Source organism: Flavobacterium succinicans, from assembly GCF_001662485.1.
Lineage (GTDB): Bacteria > Bacteroidota > Bacteroidia > Flavobacteriales > Flavobacteriaceae > Flavobacterium > Flavobacterium succinicans_A.
Map to the genome: position 1 here is coordinate 283,253 of NZ_JMTM01000053.1, position 17,249 is coordinate 300,501.

Annotated in this window: 16 protein-coding genes and 1 pseudogene; 9 read left to right on the plus strand and 8 right to left on the minus strand. The window is 35.4% G+C overall.

Translation table 11 applies throughout. From position 1 onward, the window contains the following. Positions 1-104: 104 nt before the first annotated feature. The 7 genes from FLB_RS10170 (at position 105) to FLB_RS10200 (ending at position 6,861) form a co-directional block, all read left to right on the plus strand. The gene (locus tag FLB_RS10170) at positions 105-977 is read left to right on the plus strand and encodes a helix-turn-helix domain-containing protein (RefSeq protein WP_064715840.1); all 873 of its coding nucleotides are present in this window, start codon (positions 105-107) and stop codon (positions 975-977) included. 154 nt (positions 978-1,131) lie between these two features. After that, a complete protein-coding gene (gene hemH / locus FLB_RS10175) occupies positions 1,132-2,148 on the plus strand; it encodes a ferrochelatase (protein ID WP_064715841.1) in 1,017 nt (338 codons plus the stop codon). 61 nt (positions 2,149-2,209) lie between these two features. Continuing rightward, positions 2,210-2,758 carry a CopD family protein gene (locus FLB_RS10180; protein WP_064715842.1) on the plus strand — a complete coding sequence of 183 codons (549 nt, stop codon included), beginning with the start codon at positions 2,210-2,212 and terminating at the stop codon, positions 2,756-2,758. A gap of 124 nt (positions 2,759-2,882) precedes the next feature. Further along, positions 2,883-4,355: a sensor histidine kinase gene (locus FLB_RS10185; protein ID WP_231891072.1), complete on the plus strand. Its 1,473-nt coding sequence runs from the start codon at positions 2,883-2,885 to the stop codon at positions 4,353-4,355. Between the two features lie 11 nt (positions 4,356-4,366). Then, entirely contained in the window at positions 4,367-5,149 is a 783-nt protein-coding gene (locus tag FLB_RS10190) for an enoyl-CoA hydratase/isomerase family protein (protein ID WP_064715844.1), read from the plus strand. Between the two features lie 171 nt (positions 5,150-5,320). After that, on the plus strand, positions 5,321-6,439 hold the full coding sequence (locus tag FLB_RS10195) for an ATP-binding protein (protein ID WP_064715845.1): 1,119 nt from the start codon (positions 5,321-5,323) through the stop codon (positions 6,437-6,439). A 20-nt stretch (positions 6,440-6,459) separates the two neighbouring features. Next, positions 6,460-6,861, plus strand: coding sequence for a hypothetical protein (locus FLB_RS10200; protein WP_064715846.1), 402 nt, complete (start codon positions 6,460-6,462; stop codon positions 6,859-6,861). 60 nt (positions 6,862-6,921) lie between these two features. On the opposite strand, the gene FLB_RS10205 is transcribed toward FLB_RS10200, so the two are convergent. The 3 genes from FLB_RS10205 to FLB_RS10215 form a co-directional block, all read right to left on the minus strand. After that, entirely contained in the window at positions 6,922-7,575 is a 654-nt protein-coding gene (locus tag FLB_RS10205; RefSeq protein WP_064715847.1) for an HD domain-containing protein, read from the minus strand. A 104-nt stretch (positions 7,576-7,679) separates the two neighbouring features. After that, positions 7,680-8,666 carry an acyl-ACP desaturase gene (locus tag FLB_RS10210; RefSeq protein ID WP_064715848.1) on the minus strand — a complete coding sequence of 329 codons (987 nt, stop codon included), beginning with the start codon at positions 8,664-8,666 and terminating at the stop codon, positions 7,680-7,682. A gap of 12 nt (positions 8,667-8,678) precedes the next feature. Further along, positions 8,679-9,413: a lysophospholipid acyltransferase family protein gene (locus tag FLB_RS10215; protein ID WP_064715849.1), complete on the minus strand. Its 735-nt coding sequence runs from the start codon at positions 9,411-9,413 to the stop codon at positions 8,679-8,681. Between the two features lie 127 nt (positions 9,414-9,540). Here FLB_RS10215 and rnpA point away from each other — a divergent pair, with 127 nt between their 5' ends. Then, positions 9,541-9,966: a ribonuclease P protein component gene (gene rnpA, locus FLB_RS10220; protein WP_064715850.1), complete on the plus strand. Its 426-nt coding sequence runs from the start codon at positions 9,541-9,543 to the stop codon at positions 9,964-9,966. 73 nt (positions 9,967-10,039) lie between these two features. Continuing rightward, positions 10,040-11,677: a S41 family peptidase gene (locus FLB_RS10225; protein ID WP_064715851.1), complete on the plus strand. Its 1,638-nt coding sequence runs from the start codon at positions 10,040-10,042 to the stop codon at positions 11,675-11,677. Between the two features lie 289 nt (positions 11,678-11,966). On the opposite strand, the gene FLB_RS10230 is transcribed toward FLB_RS10225, so the two are convergent. The 5 genes and pseudogenes from FLB_RS10230 to FLB_RS14510 all read right to left on the minus strand — a co-directional run. Next, positions 11,967-12,413 (minus strand): GNAT family N-acetyltransferase, encoded by a 447-nt coding sequence (locus FLB_RS10230; RefSeq protein WP_064715852.1) that lies wholly within the window; start codon positions 12,411-12,413, stop codon positions 11,967-11,969. Between the two features lies 1 nt (position 12,414). Further along, positions 12,415-13,401, minus strand: a complete 987-nt coding sequence (locus FLB_RS10235; RefSeq protein ID WP_064715853.1) for a DUF4837 family protein — start codon at positions 13,399-13,401, stop codon at positions 12,415-12,417. A gap of 47 nt (positions 13,402-13,448) precedes the next feature. Next, a complete protein-coding gene (locus FLB_RS10240; protein WP_064715854.1) occupies positions 13,449-15,464 on the minus strand; it encodes a LysM peptidoglycan-binding domain-containing protein in 2,016 nt (671 codons plus the stop codon). A 199-nt stretch (positions 15,465-15,663) separates the two neighbouring features. Beyond that, the gene (locus FLB_RS10245; RefSeq protein ID WP_064715855.1) at positions 15,664-16,851 is read right to left on the minus strand and encodes a phosphoglycerate kinase; all 1,188 of its coding nucleotides are present in this window, start codon (positions 16,849-16,851) and stop codon (positions 15,664-15,666) included. 267 nt (positions 16,852-17,118) lie between these two features. Further along, positions 17,119-17,249: pseudogene (locus FLB_RS14510) on the minus strand (type IX secretion system membrane protein PorP/SprF); the annotation flags it as partial.

Here is a 17,249-nt window from a genome sequence, read left to right on the forward strand (position 1 = left end):
GTTTATTTTTGTAGCAAATACAAGGCTTAATGATTGAATTATTTAGAGTGATTCTAAATAAATAACATTCATGGAAATCTTTTTTTTATTAAAAAAATGTCGCTATGGGTTCACAAGAAATTATAAAAATAGAAGAAGATTTCACCTTATTGCGTTTTCAAAATGATGGCATAACTCCTTTTCACACGCATCATGAAGTAAGCAATGGATTGATTCAATTTCATTTTGGATTAAAAGGAAAAGCAAAATTTTTATTCAATCAAGGCAGCTATACCTTAGAAATGAATGAAGAAAAATCCTATTTGTTCTACAATCCGCAAAAAGAATTACCGCTTAATCTAGAATTAGCGCCCAACACTTGGGTGATTACTATTTTGATTTCGATACAAAAATTTCACGGGCTTTTTTCTAATGAAGCCAGTCACATTCCATTTTTGAGCGATGACAACAAGGATAAAAAGTATTATAAAGAAGGCGACATTAGTCCCTCAATGGCCATCGTATTAACCCAGTTGTTTCATTACAATTTAAACCCTTCGATCAAAAACTTGTATTATAAAGGCAAAGGCTATGAGCTATTGAGCTTGTACTTCAACCGTTCCGAAGACCCAAATGCGGAACAATGTCCTTTTTTAATAGACGAAGATAATGTGATGAAAATCAAAAAAGCCAAAGAAATTATCATTGCCAATATGGCTGAACCACCAGGCTTACAAGAACTAGCCGATACCATTGGATTAAATTTGAAAAAGTTAAAAATGGGATTCAAACAAATTTATGGCGATACGGTTTACGGATTTTTATTTGATTACAAAATGGATTATGCCCGTCAATTATTAGACAGTGGTTCTTATAATGTAAACGAAGTAGGTTTGAAAATTGGCTACAGTACCGGAAGTCATTTCATAGCCGCTTTCAAAAAGAAATTTGGCACCACGCCCAAAAAATATTTGATGTCGATAAATCCGAATACGTAGTTTCAATAAAAACCGTATATCAAGCAATCGATAAAAAAAAACAGAAACGCAAAATAGTAAAAAAGAAGATTAATTACTTTTACAAAATGAAAAATACAACCCTCGTAGGATTTTGAAACCGACAAGGGTTAAATAAAAAAATAAAACAAAAAACATGAAAGGTGTATTATTAGTCAACTTAGGTTCTCCAGAAAGTCCAACTGCAAAGGACGTTAAACCATATTTAGATGAATTTTTAATGGACAAATATGTAATCGATGTTCCTTATCTATTGCGTGCGTTACTCGTTCGAGGCATTATTTTACAAACCCGTCCTAAAAAATCGGCAGAAGCTTATGCGAGAATTTGGACCAGTGAAGGTTCTCCTTTGATTGTACTTTCGAAAAAAATGCATCAAAAAGTGAAACAATTGGTAGATGTACCTGTGGCTTTAGCGATGCGTTATGGAACGATGACCATTCAAAAAGGCTTACAAGAATTGAAAGATCAAGGCGTAACCGAAGTAATGCTTTTGCCTTTGTATCCGCAACACGCCATGGCTTCAACCACTACTATTGTGGTTTTGGCTGAAGAACTACGTCAAAAGTATTTCCCAGAAATGACATTTACGAATGTTCCTGCCTTTTACAACAAACCCGATTATATTCAAGCATTGTCTAATTCTATCAAAAAACATTTGGAAGGATTCGATTATGACCATTTATTGTTCTCGTATCATGGTATTCCAAAACGTCATATTCGTAAAACCGATGTAACGAATTCTCATTGTAAAATTGATGGTTCTTGCTGTAACACGCCTTCGCCAGCTCATGAGTTTTGCTACCGTCACCAATGTTATGAAACGACCAAACAAGTGGTAAAATTATTAGGGATTCCAGAAGGTAAATATAGCCAAACCTTCCAATCGCGCTTGGCCGGAGACAAATGGCTTACTCCTTACACCGATGTAGAAATCAATAAAATGCCAGAGCAAGGGATTAAGAAATTAGCGGTTGTAACCCCAGCTTTTGTGGCCGATTGTTTAGAAACACTAGAAGAAATTGCCATGGAAGCCAATGAACAGTTCCTACATCATGGTGGGGAAGAATTTATGGCCGTTCCTTGTATGAATGACGAGGACGAATGGTGTGGTGTGGTAGCGAATTGGATTACCGAATTCAAGAAAGTGTAAATTTGTTTAAGGTTTGAGGTTGCTATAATACCTTCAAACCTTGAAATTAAAATCAAAATAAATGGAACTCTACAACTACCTCAAATCCTTACACATTATTTTTGTAGTCACTTGGTTTGCAGGACTTTTTTATATTGTACGCTTGTTTGTGTACCAAATTGAAGCTGCCGACAAACCCTCGCCCGAGAAAGAAATTTTGCAAAAACAATACAACCTTATGGCCTACCGTTTGTGGTATATCATCACTTGGCCCTCGGCAGTTATTACTTTTTTTATTGCTTTTTGGTTGTTACTTTTTACCGATTTAGGCAAAAGTTGGTTGCAAATGCCTTGGATGCATGTTAAACTAGGTTTTGTATTTTTATTGTATTTGTATCATTTTAGATGCCATCAAATTTTTAAACAGTTGCAACGCAATGAAGTAAAATACACTACCAATTATATGCGTATTTGGAACGAAGGAGCAACGCTTATTTTATTTGCGGTGGTGTTTTTGGTAGTACTCAAAAATGCCTTCAACTGGGTGTATGGCGTGATTGGTATTTTTTTATTTTCAGTTATTATTATGTTGGGTTTTCGTTTTTACAAAAGAATAAGAGAAAGGAAATAGTGGTCAGGGGTCAGTTTTTAGTGATCAGTTTTCAATCTTTGCCTATTTGTAAGTTTAAACTCCGAGTTATACGTTTGCAAACTAACTGAACACTAACAGTCTGAATACTGAACACTAAAAAATTATGCTAAACAATTTCAATATATCGATGCTTTCCTTGCGCACTAGGATTTTCCTATCGATGATTGTTGTTATTGTTGTTTCTAGCGTTTTGCTGGCTTCTATCTCTATTTTACAGTTTAAAAGTGAAGCCCGTGATTACCATCAAGAACGATTAGAACGAAAAGAGACAGCGATTAAAGAACATATTAATTATGTGCTGTCCACTACCACATATCCGTTAACACCGAAAAATTTAGATTTAATTTTTAAAGATAAAATTCACGAATTATCCCAAATTCACAACATCGAAATTAATATTTACAGTTTAGACGGACATCTTTTAAAATCATCTAAAGAATCATTTTCTATTGATAAGTTATCTCCACCTATTCCAAAATACATTCTGAAACTGGTTCGTTCCTCCATTGATAAACGGTTTGTAGACATCAAAACTGTCGACGGAGTCAAAAATCGTTCGTCGTACAGCCAAATCAAAGACGATAAATTCAAACCCCTTGGCGTATTGAATTTACCTTACGTTGAAGATGATAGTTTTTATCAAAAAGAGTTGAATAGTTTCTTGATAAGATTAGGACAAGTCTATTCTTTCATGTTGATAGTCGCTTTTGCCTTGGCGTATTTCTTGGCTACTTACATCACCAAATCATTGAAAACCATCGCCGACAAAATGAGCGAAACCAATATTGAGCAGAAAAACGAAAAAATTGTTTTGGACGCCAATAGTCTGGAAATTAATTTATTGATTCGTTCTTACAACGAAATGGTTGATAAATTAGAGAAAAGTGCCCTAAAATTAGCTCAAAGTGAACGAGAAGGTGCTTGGCGCGAAATGGCCAAACAAGTCGCGCACGAGATTAAAAATCCACTAACACCCATGCGATTAACGGTACAAAGTTTTCAAAGAAAATTTGATCCAAACGCTGTAGATGTCAAACAAAAGCTCAACGAATATTCCGAAACTTTAATTCAGCAAATCGATATTATGAGTGCTGTAGCTTCGGCTTTTTCCAACTTTGCCTCTATGCCAGCCCAACAAAACGAAACACTAAATGTGGTGGAAGTAGTCGAACTGGCTTTGGATATTTTCAATGAAGATTATATTGTTTTTGAAAGTCAGTATCCTTCCATTATTTCGAGTATGGACCGCTCTCAACTTATTCGTGTGATTACCAATTTGGTCAAAAATGCCATACAAGCCATCCCAGAAAATCAGGAAGAAAAAGCCATCAAAGTTGCCGTAAAAAGAGAACACAACCAAGTCATCATTTTGGTCCAAGACAACGGCGTAGGAATCGCAGAGCAAACAGTTCCCAAAATATTCGAACCCAAATTTACTACCAAAACCAGCGGAATGGGCCTCGGTCTAGGAATTATCAAAAACATTATAGAAAATTACAACGGAACAATTACCTTTGATACACAATTAGGAAAAGGCACTACTTTTAAAGTCACTTTACCTATTATCCAATCTTAAAAAATAGCGTTATGAACTACGAAAATATTTTAATCGAATTAGAAAACAATATTGCAATCCTTACCATTAACAGGCCTTCAAAGTTAAATGCTTTGAATATTGACACCATAAATGACCTGCACAAAGCCATAAAAACATTGGGGAAAAATAAAGAAATTCAGGTGATACTAATTACAGGAAGTGGTGAAAAAGCATTTGTTGCTGGCGCCGATATTTCTGAATTTGCTCATTTTACCATTGCAGAAGGTGCCCAACTGGCTAGCGAAGGACAAGAAAAATTATTCGATTTAATCGAAAATTTAAAAACACCAGTTATTGCTGCTATTAATGGTTTTGCTTTAGGAGGTGGATTAGAATTGGCGATGGCTTGCCACTTCAGAATTGCCTCAGACAATGCCAAAATGGGACTTCCTGAAGTTTCCTTAGGGGTAATTCCAGGGTACGGAGGGACACAACGTTTGCCACAACTCATTGGGAAAGGTCGTGCTATGGAATTGATTATGACTGCTAGCATGATTGACGCCGAAACTGCCAAAAACTATGGCTTGGTAAATCATGTAGTACCTCAAGCAGATTTATTAAATTTCACCAAAGGTATCGCTCAAAAAATCATGAAAAACTCTCCTTTTGCCATTGGTCGAGCTATAAAAGCCATCAACGCCAATTATAAAGATGGTAAAAATGGTTTTGAAATCGAAATCAAAAACTTTGGAAAATGTTTCGGAACAGCTGATTTTAAAGAAGGAACTACCGCATTCTTAGAAAAAAGAAAAGCCAATTTTACAGGGAAGTAAATAAGTTAGCAGTGTTCAGTTATTAGTGATCAGTTTTCTAAAACAAGTCTTTTTTGATATTCAAATATCATATTATTATATTTTTTTGATATTCAAATATCATATTATTATATTTTTTTGATATTTGAATGTCAAATTATGATATATTTGTAACTTCAAAAGGATTGATAAATGATACAAAGAACCCAACAACCTGCCATTGATGCTTTACTTTTCAAAGGAAAAGCCATAGTAGTATTTGGCGCAAGGCAAGTAGGTAAAACCTCTTTGATCAAAAACACGGTCAAAAATCATCCTTATTTATGGCTAAATGGCGATGAACCCGATACCCAATTGCTATTAGAAAACATCACCTCCGACCGACTAAAAGCGCTGATAGGAAATAATACTATGTTGATAATTGACGAGGCTCAAATGATTCACAATATTGCGCTTTTGATTAAAAGAATGGTAGACAATTTTCCAGAAATTCAGGTCATCGCATCGGGCAGTAGTGCTTTTGAACTAGCAGACAAAACAAAAGAATCGATGATGGGAAGAAAAGAAGAATTACAACTCTTCCCACTAAACTTTGCGGAATTAGTAAAGCATACTAATTTTATTGAAGAAACCCGTTTGGTCCCTCATCGATTAGTATTTGGTTATTATCCTGAAGTAGTAAATCATCCTGGTCAGGAAGAAAAAATACTCAATGATTTAGTTGATGGTTTTTTATACAAAGACATTTTAAACTTAGATGGCATCAAAAAATCAGCCACCTTACAGCGATTAGTTCAAATGTTAGCGTATAGAATTGGTAGCGAAATTAATTACAGTTCTTTGGCAAATGAATTAGGAATAAGTCGCCTGACCGTTGAAAAATACATTGATATTTTAGAAAAAAATTTCATTGTTTTTAGCTTACCTGCTTTCAGCAAAAACCAAGATAATGAGCTCAAAAAAGGGCGAAAAGTCTATTTTTGGGACAATGGTCTCCGCAATCGAATCATCAAAAATTTCAATCCCATAGAACTTCGTGACGATGTAGGTGCCCTTTGGGAAAACTTTATAATTAGCGAAAGAAAGAAAAAATTGATTTATGAAAATCAGTTCAAAGACACTTATTTTTGGCGCAATACACAACAAGCCGAGATCGATTATTTGGAACTAAAAAATACCGAAATCGAAGCTTTTGAAATTAAATACAATCCCAATCAGAAAGTACGATTTACCAAATCTTTCACCGAAAAATACCATCCAAAAACAACAGCAGTCATTCACAGTCAAAATTTTTGGGATTATATCCTTTAATCTATAAAACACTACAACCTATGTCCTTCCAACCTATATTTGCTGAATTTTGGCAAAAAGTAATTGCAAGTATCGAAGATCGTACTTTTGCTAAATTGACTTTGGCCAAAACCATTGGGGATACCGAATTAAAAAACATTTATGCTCGCCCAATTATAACCGATCATAATACCTTAGAATTTTCTATAATTGCGCGCTATAAAACCGAAGAAATAGAAAGCTTCCATTCGTTAGAAGAAGCGTTTTTCGTGTTGAGTCCGTATATGAATAATCCGTTTTTGACCGCCTTACTTTTTACTTCAGAAATGGATTTGACATTTAAATTGAACAAAAAAAGAGTAGGCAGTTTGACAGAAAGCGAGCCTACCTTTAAAAATGCATCGGACGTTATGCTGGAATTAAAAGCTAGTGAAAATAAGTAAATTTTTACCTTTTTTCAGAAGATCTATAGCTACTGCATACTAAAAACTGCCAACTGAACACTAAACTTCCCCTTCCCACTCGGCATAAAACTGAGCTAAGAAATTTTCCATGTATTTATGCCTTTTCGCCGCTAATGCTGTACCGGTTTTCGTATTCATTTTATCGGCTAGCAACAATAACTTCTCATAAAAATGATTGATGGTTGGCGCTTGACTAGTCTTATATTCTTCCTTGGACATCCGTAAATTAGGCGCAATATCAGGATTATACAAGGCTCTGTTTTTGAATCCACCATAATTAAAGGCTCTTGCAATTCCAATCGCACCAATGGCATCCAAACGATCGGCATCTTGCACAATATCTAACTCAATAGAAGAGAACTTGCGTTTTGTTTTACCCCCTTTAAAAGAAATGTTTTCAATAATTTGAACTACATGTACAATTACTTCTTCGGCTACGTGTTGCGATTCCAAAAAATTTCTCGCCGTTCTTGGACCTATAGTCTCGTCTCCTTCATGAAATTTACTATCGGCAATGTCATGTAATAAAGCTCCAAGTTGAACCACAAGTGTATCACAGGTCTCTGATGTAGCAATAAGTAAAGCGTTTTTATATACCCTTTCTATATGAAACCAATCGTGTCCTCCCTCAGCATCGGCAAGGGTTTGTTTTACAAAAAGAATCGTATCGTGAATTAGTTTGGCGTGATTCATAGGAGATGTTTTGTTTTGAAAAAAAAACTGATTTCAAAGTGATGTTCTTCAAAATCAGTTTTTATGCGCTTTATTTTAATCTATATTTGTTAAAAATGAAAGGATTACAATCTAGCTGGTTCAACCCATTTGAAAATATAAGACTCCGCTGGAATTACCAAACGTTCAGAAATTTTTGCCATTCTTGATGGTAATTTCATTAAATAATCTCTAGCTTTTTCTGCTTCGCTTGTTAATCCTCCAATTTTATCGATTTCCCACTTCTCAATTAATTTTTGCATAATATCCACATAATCATTCGCAGTATAGACACCAATTCGCTGAGCTGAATCAGAAAATTGTTCAAAAGCAGAACTTATTTTTTGTCCAGACTCTCTCAAAAAATGAGCTGGCATCACAATTTTTTGCTTCATCATGTATTGAAAAGCTAACATCATCTCGCTAGGATCAACTTTAAAAATTTGGTCAACAAACTCGCTGTATGCTAAATGATGACGCATTTCGTCGCCAGCAATCATTTTACATAATTTTGATAATTTCTTATCACCAAAATTCTTAGCCAACTGGGACACACGATTGTGCGAAACATAAGTAGCTAACTCTTGAAAACTTGTGTACACAAAGTTCTTGTAAGGGTCGGTACCAGTTCCTATATCAAAACCATCGTTAATCAAATGTTGCGTTGTAACCTCAACCTCGCGCATATTTACACGACCAGATAAATACAAATATTTGTTCAACAAATCTCCGTGGCGGTTCTCTTCCCCCGTCCATTGACGGATCCATTTGGACCAGCCATTGCGCTCTTGGTTATCTACTCCTTCTACTTCCATCAACCAAGATTCGTAGGTTGGCAAAGCCTCTTCGGTAATGGTATCTCCTACAAGAGCTACCCAGAAATCATAAGGTAAATCTTTGGCAATTTCTCTTAATTCTTTTACTTCCTCTAAGAAAGTATTGCTCTCAGAATTTGGCAAAAAATCAGAAGGTTGCCATATTTTTTCTACCGGAATTAGAAATTGATCCACAAAACTATCGACGTTTTTTTCTAAAAACTGCATCACTTCTAATCGGATGTTTTTTATTGACATGCTATTTATATATTAAAATTGAATTTTACTTACTACTGCGGCTTCTGTTTTCTGAATCAGTTCTTCAAAAGCATAGTCTTTGACCGCCATCGGCTCATGAATGGTAAACGTTAAACGATTTCCGAGGCCCATCGGAAAAGCACCAAAACGCACCATCTTCCAGGAATTATTTATTGTAATAGGCACCACATAAGCGGAAGGCGCATACTTACATAATATTTTTAATCCGCTTTGCGCAAATTCTTTCGGCTTACCAGTTTTACTTCGGGTTCCTTCAGGGAAAATAACGGCTGATCGGGTATTTTTTTCTATATAATCCGATAAGCCTTTTATGGTTGGAATGGCTTGTTTCGGATCTTTTCTATCAATTAAAACCGATCCACCATGACGTAAATTATAAGACACACTCGGAATTCCTTTGCCCAGCTCTTTTTTGCTCACAAACTTACAATGATAACGGCGCATGTACCAAATAATAGCAATAATGTCATACATACTTTGATGATTGGCTACTATAATTAGAGGGACATTTTTAGGTACACTTTTTAAATTCTCGAATCGATAAGTGGTACCCAAAAGATTAGTACATTTTACCAAAAAGAAGTTCAAATAATCGACACTTTTTTTATGGGCTTGATAACCAAATACATTAAAACAAATCCATTGAATAGGATGAAAGATTACCAAACAAAGCCCAAAACACAAATAGTAAATAACGGATAAGGGGTACGAAATTATTTTTTGCATGTTAGTGTAATAAAAGGTCAAAAGTACGAATTAAATTTTTTTAATACGATTTAAATCCTAAACAATAATCCATTTGGGGTTTAATTGTACCTTTGCTCGCTAGGATTATCCCACTTTTTCGAATGCAATGAATTTTAAGTACCCAAAAGAAGAAAAACTAAAAAGCAAAATCACCATCGGATTATTATTCACCGAAGGCAAATCGGTATCGAAATATCCTTTGCGATTGGTGTATTGCCCGCAAAAAAAAGAGGAAAATCAGAGGATAAAAATGGGTGTTTCGGTTTCTAAAAAATACTTCAAAAAAGCGGTAGATCGCAATTACTTCAAACGCGTACTGAGAGAAACTTATCGATTAAACAAGCACTTGCTGATTCCACATTTGGATGAACCCTTTGCTTTTATGTTTTTTTACCAAACCAAAGAGCGTTTGTCTTTCGATGAAATCAACACCAAAACGATTCAATTGTTTGAGAAATTTGTGTCGCAGCTAGCTCAAAAGAAAGAAGCTCAAGCTAAAGATACTGATTCGTCTAGCACAGAATTGTCCTAAAAAAACGTATTCCCTTTATTATTCCTGTTTTATTACTAATTTAGAGGTCTATTAATAAACCATCACTTTCCTTATGAACGCATTTTTTCAAAAAAAATACATCATTCCTGTTTTGGCTTCAGCCTTTTTGTTTGTTGGGGTAAGTTTCAAAAATGATTTCTTTGAAATTGCCAAACAAATAGAAATTTTTACCACGCTTTTTAAAGAAGTCAACTCTAATTATGTAGATGAGACCAATCCAGGAGATTTGATGGATAAGGCCATCAAAGGAATGTTGGCGAGTTTGGATCCCTACACCAATTACTTTAATGAAGCAGATGTGGTGAAGTTCAAAATCAACAATACCGGTGAATACACTGGAATTGGTGCATTAATCAGTCGCAAGGAAGACCAATTGATTATCAAAGAACCCTATAAAAATTTCCCTGCTGACAAAGCGGGTCTTAAAGCTGGCGATGCTATTATTCAAATTGGCGATGTCGTGCTGAAAGACTTCAAAGATGATGCGTCGCAATTGCTCAAAGGTTCCAAAAACACTAAGATTGACATTAAATATATCCGTCAAGGAAAAACACTAAGTACCCAATTGGTTTTGGATGAAGTAGAAATCAAATCGGTGCCATTCTTCGGGAAAATTGATGCAAAAACAGGTTATATTGTATTGACTCATTTCACCAAAAAAGCCTCCTCAGAAGTAAAAGACGCTTTGGAACAACTCAAAAAAGAAGGCGCCGAACGTATCGTTTTGGACTTAAGAGACAATCCTGGTGGGCTATTGAATGAAGCGGTGAATATTTGCAATCTCTTTGTGCCAAAAAACGAAACCATAGTAACTACCAAATCGAAAGTAGAAAAATACAACAACACCTATAAAACGACTCGAGAACCAGTAGATTTGAACATTCCCTTGGTCATCATCGTCAACGGAAAAAGCGCTTCGGCTTCTGAAATTGTGGCAGGTGCTTTGCAAGATTTGGATCGTGCAGTGGTTTTAGGCAGTCGTAGTTTTGGAAAAGGATTGGTACAACGCCCTATCGATATGTCTTTTGGAACACAAGTAAAAGTAACTATTTCTCGTTACTATACGCCTTCGGGTCGTTGCATCCAAGCTTTGGATTATACTCGAAAAGATAAAAATGGAGTAGCTACGCGTACAGAAGAAAAAAATTATAATGCCTTTAAAACCAGAAAAGGAAGAACCGTATACGACGGAGGAGGTATACAGCCTGACATTGAATTAGCAGAAACGCAAGTAAGCTCCATAGCCAATGCCGTAATTAAAAACGATGCTGTCTTTGATTATGCCACTACATATTATTACAAAAATCCTAATTTAGGTAATACTATCCCAACTATCACAGATGCGGATTACAATGATTTCAAACAATTTTTGAAAAACAAAAAATTCAATTTGGATACAGAAACCGAAGTAAATTTGAAAAAGACTTTAGCAGCTGCCAAAAAAGAAAAAATAGACGAAAGCATTACTGCAGAATACCAACAATTGTTGAACGCCATCCAAAAAAGTGAATGGAATGCTTTGGAAAAAAATCAAAAAGAAATTAAAAATTTATTGCTAGACGAAATTATCAAACGCTACCAATACCAAGAAGGATTGTACCAATACTACATCAAAAGCAATCCCGAAATCAAAAAGGCAGTAAACGTGTTGACTACTTCAGCGGAGTACAATAGCATTTTGAAGATGTAAAAAAAACACCCAATAAAAATTAGCATTAATTCTTAAACACATATTAGGCATATAAGTATTCAAGTCAATGTCTGATTTTTAATATATAAAAAAATTTAAGGTCATATAAGTTAGTTTTAATGTCCTTTAAATTCTTCTCCTAATGTTTTAGAAAACAAAAATCTAGTTTAAAATAACTCTAATGTCAGTTCCAGCGCAGTCGAGAACCATCACTGCATCTCGACTGCGCTCGATGTGACAAAAATCAGCATTTGTGCAAATGGAAATCTAAGAATCATAATCTATATGATTAGCCCCTTTTCATCTCTATATGCGGAATATCATCTTCTAAATACATCTCGCTAATAGCCACAAAACCATGGCTTTCGTAGAATTTTTTCAGGTACAATTGAGCACCAATAGTAATCACTGTTTCGTTAAAATGAGTAGCAATTCCTCCGATAGCGTTTTGCATCAATTCATGACCCCACTTTTTGTCGCGATAATTGGAATCGACTACAACTCGTCCTATTGAAGCTTCGGGGAAACTGATGCCAGCGGGCAACAAACGAGCATGGGCAACAATTTTGTCCTCGTAGGCTCCAAAAAGGTGTAGGGCTTTTTTATCTTTTCCGTCCAAATCCAAATAGACGCAATTTTGCTCAACTACAAAAATTTCGCTTCTCAATCTTAAAATATCATACAACTCATCAACAGTCAATGCTTCAAACGGTTTTATTTCCCAATGTACTTCCATATCAATTCTTATGTTTTCTTTTACTTATTTTAACTGATTTAATAATCGATTCTAACGCAAACATCACCTCTCTTTTTTCGTCAGCGGGTGAGTAACAAAAACCTTCTAACACCATGATTCGGTTATACTCCTTATCAAAAATCACATAATTGATAAAGGGGCCAGACATGAAGTCATTTTTTAATTCCCAAGTCCCTTTCGTTTCAAAGGTGGGGCGATGATCTAATTTTATAGTAAACCAATACGGAGCATACCCCTCGCCTGTAATCATGGGCGTTTGTTCTTCTCTGCCTTTGATATATAACTTCCCAATGGAATCTCGCATTCGGATAATAGAAGCAATGGGGTTTTGGGTTTGGATGGTATTCAAAGGAACCTGATACAGCAACAAACTCATACTTCCGCTCACAATTTCTTTTTTTAACCAAATAAATCGAGGTTTTTGTAATGCATATTCAAAATCTGAAGGGACATCCAAGCGAATATGAAATTTGTTCTCTATTATTTTGGGATTCAATAACGATTCACGGTTACTTTTTTGATTGGCTTGGATTTCGCCTTCTTTAATTAACCGAATCATTTCTGCGCTGTGCTTTTCTAATAAATATAAAAGCGTGTCATTCGTAGTTCCTGTGAGATGAAAAACGGTTTGCGGGGTAGCATATTGATTTTTTTTGATTTCAAAACTGGTCGTTACGCCTTTTTTCACCACGACAATGGTACGACTATCGGTGACAAATCCTTCTACTAATTTATCCGGATATTGATTGATGGTAAATAACGGTTCCTCCTGAGGCAGTCCGAAAACAGGAGCTGCAAGTTTGTTTCTAAGTGAATCCCCCACTTCTCCATTCCATAAAGCATCGTTCATAATCACGGCAATGGTATTGATTTTACCTACCGATCCACGCAATAATGGCTCTTGTTTCTTAGCGCAAGAAAACAAAATTAACGAAACAAAAAGGCATAAAAAATGGGCTCTATTCATAATTTTTATCTTATAAATCAAAACCCAAATGTAACTAATTTATGGTATTATCCGTTTATTTTCAACTTCATTCCAGGTTTTAAATCATTACCGGTTATACCGTTCCACTTCTCTAAATCAGAAATAGTAACGCCAGGATATTTCTTAGAGATGCTATAAAGAGAATCTCCTTTTTTTACATAGTAATCATTCGAGACGTTTTTCGCTTTAGCTGTCGGAAACAATTCTTTCTTTTTAAACGAATTGGCCGTAGCATTATTGGTGATAATGGCAATCTCATTTTTTGCAACAATCAAAGCGGTTCCCACCGGTAATTTATTTTTAGAAATAGCATTCCATGCTACTAAATTTGCAGGTGTTGTTCCAAATTTCTTGGCAATAGTTCCTAAATTATCACCCTCAACCACTGTATAAGTGATGTCTTTTAATTCTGGTTTTATTCCCTCTTGTACCGCAACAGCTGTAGCAGTTCCGACCTGAAAACTCATTCCTGGTTTCAAATTGTTAGCTGTTGTAGGATTCCATGAACGTAAATCATCCACGGAAACATTGTATTTGCGAGCGATACTATTCAAATTATCCCCTTTCTGGACGACATATTGAGTAGCATTTGGAGAAACTAACAACGAGTCTAATTGTGTTTCCTTTACTTTTTCTGCGGATTTAACTCCAGCAACGGCAGTACTAGCAACAGCTATCGGATTGGTTTCTACTCCAAGGCGTACCGTTTTAATTTTTAGTATCTTACCTAATGGAACTGTATTTCCTTTGATTCCATTCCACCGTTTTAGATCGGCAACAGCAACTTTAAAATCGGCGGCCACTGTATTTAAATTATCCCCTTTTTTGATTTTGTACCATTCATTAATGGAGGCCACATCCGAAGAATCTGTAGCTTTTCCTCTAGACGCCAAAACTGATTTTGGCCCTTGCAAAGGTTGTCTTCTAACGATATTATCATGCGCTACATAAGCATAAATCTTGTCTTCATTAGAAGTAAAAATTGCGATTTTACTTTGTGGTAATCGTAAATAATTAGGCTGATCGCCATAAACAGGAATGATATGCATTTTATAGGAAGGATTCAACAATTGCAACTCGACTACAGGAATATCAATTAAATCTGCAATTTGTTTGAAAGAGATTTCTTTTTGAATACGAATCGTATCCGTTTCGAAGTGTTTGAAAGTCGCACGCTCGGGTTTAATGCCGTGCTCTTTATGGTATTCATACAAGTACATTGTAGCTAAAAAAGCGGGGACATAGCCTTGGGTTTCTTGTGGTAAATGCTTTTTTAAATCCCAAAAACGTTGTTGCCCACCCGATCTTCTAATGGCTTTGGTGACATTTCCTGGGCCTGAATTATATGATGCCAAAACCAAATCCCAGTCGTTAAATAAAGGATACATATTGGCCATATATTGTGCCGCTGCTTCTGAGGATTTCAACGGATCCGATCGCTCATCAACGTAGGAATCAATCCGTAAATTATATTGTTTTCCGGTATGATACATAAATTGCCAAAGCCCTGTTGCTCCTACTCTTGAAACGGCTTTCGGGTTTAGAGCCGATTCTACTATGGCTAAATATTTTATTTCTAAAGGAATATTTTTCTTAGCTAAAGCTTCTTCGAAAATAGGAAAGTAATATTCAGAAGTCGCCATTAATCTAGCAAATGCTTTTTTCCTATTCTTCAAAAAGGATTTGATTAAATTTTCTAGTCCTTGATTGTATTCAATATGAAAAGGCGACTTAGCATCCAATGCGGCTAAACGCTGTTTTAATAATTCGGTAGGCAATTCAAAATCGACACTTTGATCTGTATTAATAGTTTGAATATCTTTAGTTAAGTCTTCATAAATGTCAAGATTTGTCAATTCTTTCATCCATAAGCTATCGACTTGCTCTGTGATCGTGTGACGTACAAAAGTTTGCTTGATAGAATCTAAATAAGTAAGTGGTATCGGAGCAGCTTGAATAGGTTTTACTTCAACAACTTGCTGTGAAAAAACAGCAGAAGAAATTAGAAACAATAAGCTTAGTGTGGCATTTTTAAGACTCATAAAATTTGATTTCAATGTGTTTTATTTCAGTAGGTTAACCCATTACTCTTGCAAAACTAATTGGTTACAACTAAAAAAAACCATAAATATTGTTAAATATACAATATTTATGGTTTTATGATCCTTTTTTATACCAAAAAATATGTTAAAATAGGATTATTTAAATAGTAATGCAATTTTTGAAAGGCTTTCTTGTAGCTTATTCCAAAATAGCAGCAATTCCTGGTAAGGATCTTCCTTCTAACATTTCTAACATGGCGCCACCACCAGTAGAAACATAACTTACTTTGTGTTCGAAGCCAAATTGTTTTACAGCAGCCACTGAATCGCCTCCACCTACTAAAGAAAAAGCACCGTTAGCAGTTGCTTCAGCGATGTAATCTCCTAGGGCAATCGTTCCTTTTGCAAAAGTAGGCATCTCAAAAACTCCTAAGGGTCCATTCCAAAGAATCGTTTTGGACTCCAAGATAACTTTCTTGAAATTTTCTAATGATTTTGGGCCTGCATCTAGACCTTGCCATCCATCAGGAATTTCTCTAACATCTACAATTTGCGTAGAAGCTGTATTAGAGAAATCATCGGCAGCTACAACATCTACAGGAATGTGAATTTGTACTCCTTTTTCTTTGGCCAAACGCAAAATCTCCAATGCCAATTCTTGTTTGTCATCTTCACAAATAGAATCTCCAACAGTACCACCCAAGGCTTTTACAAAAGTAAAGGTCATCCCACCACCTATAATCATGTGGTCAACTTTATCTAAAATATTTTCGATAACTGTGATTTTAGAAGACACCTTAGAACCTCCCAATACAGCTGTTACTGGCTTCTCACTGTTCTTTAATACTTTGTTCAAACTTTCAATTTCTTTAGCCAATAACATTCCAAAACATTTACTAGTTGGAAAAAATTGAGCTATGATTGTAGTCGAAGCATGAGCACGGTGAGCGGTTCCAAAAGCATCATTTACGTAGATGTCACCCAAATCAGCTAATTTTTTTGCGAAATCAACATCACCAGCTTCTTCTTCTTTGTAAAAGCGTAAATTCTCTAACAAAAGCACTTGCCCTGGTTGCAAAGCGGCCGCTGCACTTGTAGCAGGTTCTCCAATACAATCCGTTGCAAATTGAACCGGAACGCCCAAAATTTCAGTAGCCTTAGCTACAATATGGCGCAACGAATAGTTATCTTCTGCCCCTTTTGGTCTTCCTAAGTGGGACATTAAAATAACACTTCCACCGTCGGCTAAGATTTTATCAATCGTAGGTTTTGCAGCTTCAATTCGAGTAGCATCTGTGACATTAAAATTGTCATCTAGAGGCACATTAAAATCGACACGAATAATTGCTTTTTTATCTTTGAAATTGAAATCGTTTAAAGTTTTCATTATATCTGTATTTAATTTAAAAATTACTAAAGTCACACAAAGATACGCTATTTTGCAATTTTGATTTCTAGTGCTTCCTATTAAAAAATAGCTAATTAATAACGAAATCGATGTAAATCTAAAAATTACACAATTAAATTGTTAATCGGCTATAGGAAGTGGGTGTTGCGTGTTGGCTATTGGGTTTTAGGTGTGAAACGATTTAACCAAATAAAAAAGCCCTTTCCAAAAAACGAAAAGGGCTCAATCGTAAGTTTATAAATTTAATTATTCATGAACGGGATTTTGGGTACACGGACAATTACTAACCCCTTGTAAAAAGTCAAATCCTAAAGTAACCATGTGGGTTCCTGAGTTGTATCCAGAAAATTCATTTAAGGTAAGTTGGTAGGAATACC

What these genes read in the sequence shown, in the direction of transcription:
- FLB_RS10170 (WP_064715840.1), top strand. Translation starts at nt 105, where the DNA reads ATGGGTTCACAAGAAATTATAAAAATAGAAGAAGATTTCACCTTATTG.
- hemH (WP_064715841.1), top strand. Translation starts at nt 1,132, where the DNA reads ATGAAAGGTGTATTATTAGTCAACTTAGGTTCTCCAGAAAGTCCAACT.
- FLB_RS10180 (WP_064715842.1), top strand. Translation starts at nt 2,210, where the DNA reads ATGGAACTCTACAACTACCTCAAATCCTTACACATTATTTTTGTAGTC.
- FLB_RS10185 (WP_231891072.1), top strand. Translation starts at nt 2,883, where the DNA reads ATGCTAAACAATTTCAATATATCGATGCTTTCCTTGCGCACTAGGATT.
- FLB_RS10190 (WP_064715844.1), top strand. Translation starts at nt 4,367, where the DNA reads ATGAACTACGAAAATATTTTAATCGAATTAGAAAACAATATTGCAATC.
- FLB_RS10195 (WP_064715845.1), top strand. Translation starts at nt 5,321, where the DNA reads ATGATACAAAGAACCCAACAACCTGCCATTGATGCTTTACTTTTCAAA.
- FLB_RS10200 (WP_064715846.1), top strand. Translation starts at nt 6,460, where the DNA reads ATGTCCTTCCAACCTATATTTGCTGAATTTTGGCAAAAAGTAATTGCA.
- FLB_RS10205 (WP_064715847.1), bottom strand. Translation starts at nt 7,575, where the DNA reads ATGAATCACGCCAAACTAATTCACGATACGATTCTTTTTGTAAAACAA.
- FLB_RS10210 (WP_064715848.1), bottom strand. Translation starts at nt 8,666, where the DNA reads ATGTCAATAAAAAACATCCGATTAGAAGTGATGCAGTTTTTAGAAAAA.
- FLB_RS10215 (WP_064715849.1), bottom strand. Translation starts at nt 9,413, where the DNA reads ATGCAAAAAATAATTTCGTACCCCTTATCCGTTATTTACTATTTGTGT.
- rnpA (WP_064715850.1), top strand. Translation starts at nt 9,541, where the DNA reads ATGAATTTTAAGTACCCAAAAGAAGAAAAACTAAAAAGCAAAATCACC.
- FLB_RS10225 (WP_064715851.1), top strand. Translation starts at nt 10,040, where the DNA reads ATGAACGCATTTTTTCAAAAAAAATACATCATTCCTGTTTTGGCTTCA.
- FLB_RS10230 (WP_064715852.1), bottom strand. Translation starts at nt 12,413, where the DNA reads ATGGAAGTACATTGGGAAATAAAACCGTTTGAAGCATTGACTGTTGAT.
- FLB_RS10235 (WP_064715853.1), bottom strand. Translation starts at nt 13,401, where the DNA reads ATGAATAGAGCCCATTTTTTATGCCTTTTTGTTTCGTTAATTTTGTTT.
- FLB_RS10240 (WP_064715854.1), bottom strand. Translation starts at nt 15,464, where the DNA reads ATGAGTCTTAAAAATGCCACACTAAGCTTATTGTTTCTAATTTCTTCT.
- FLB_RS10245 (WP_064715855.1), bottom strand. Translation starts at nt 16,851, where the DNA reads ATGAAAACTTTAAACGATTTCAATTTCAAAGATAAAAAAGCAATTATT.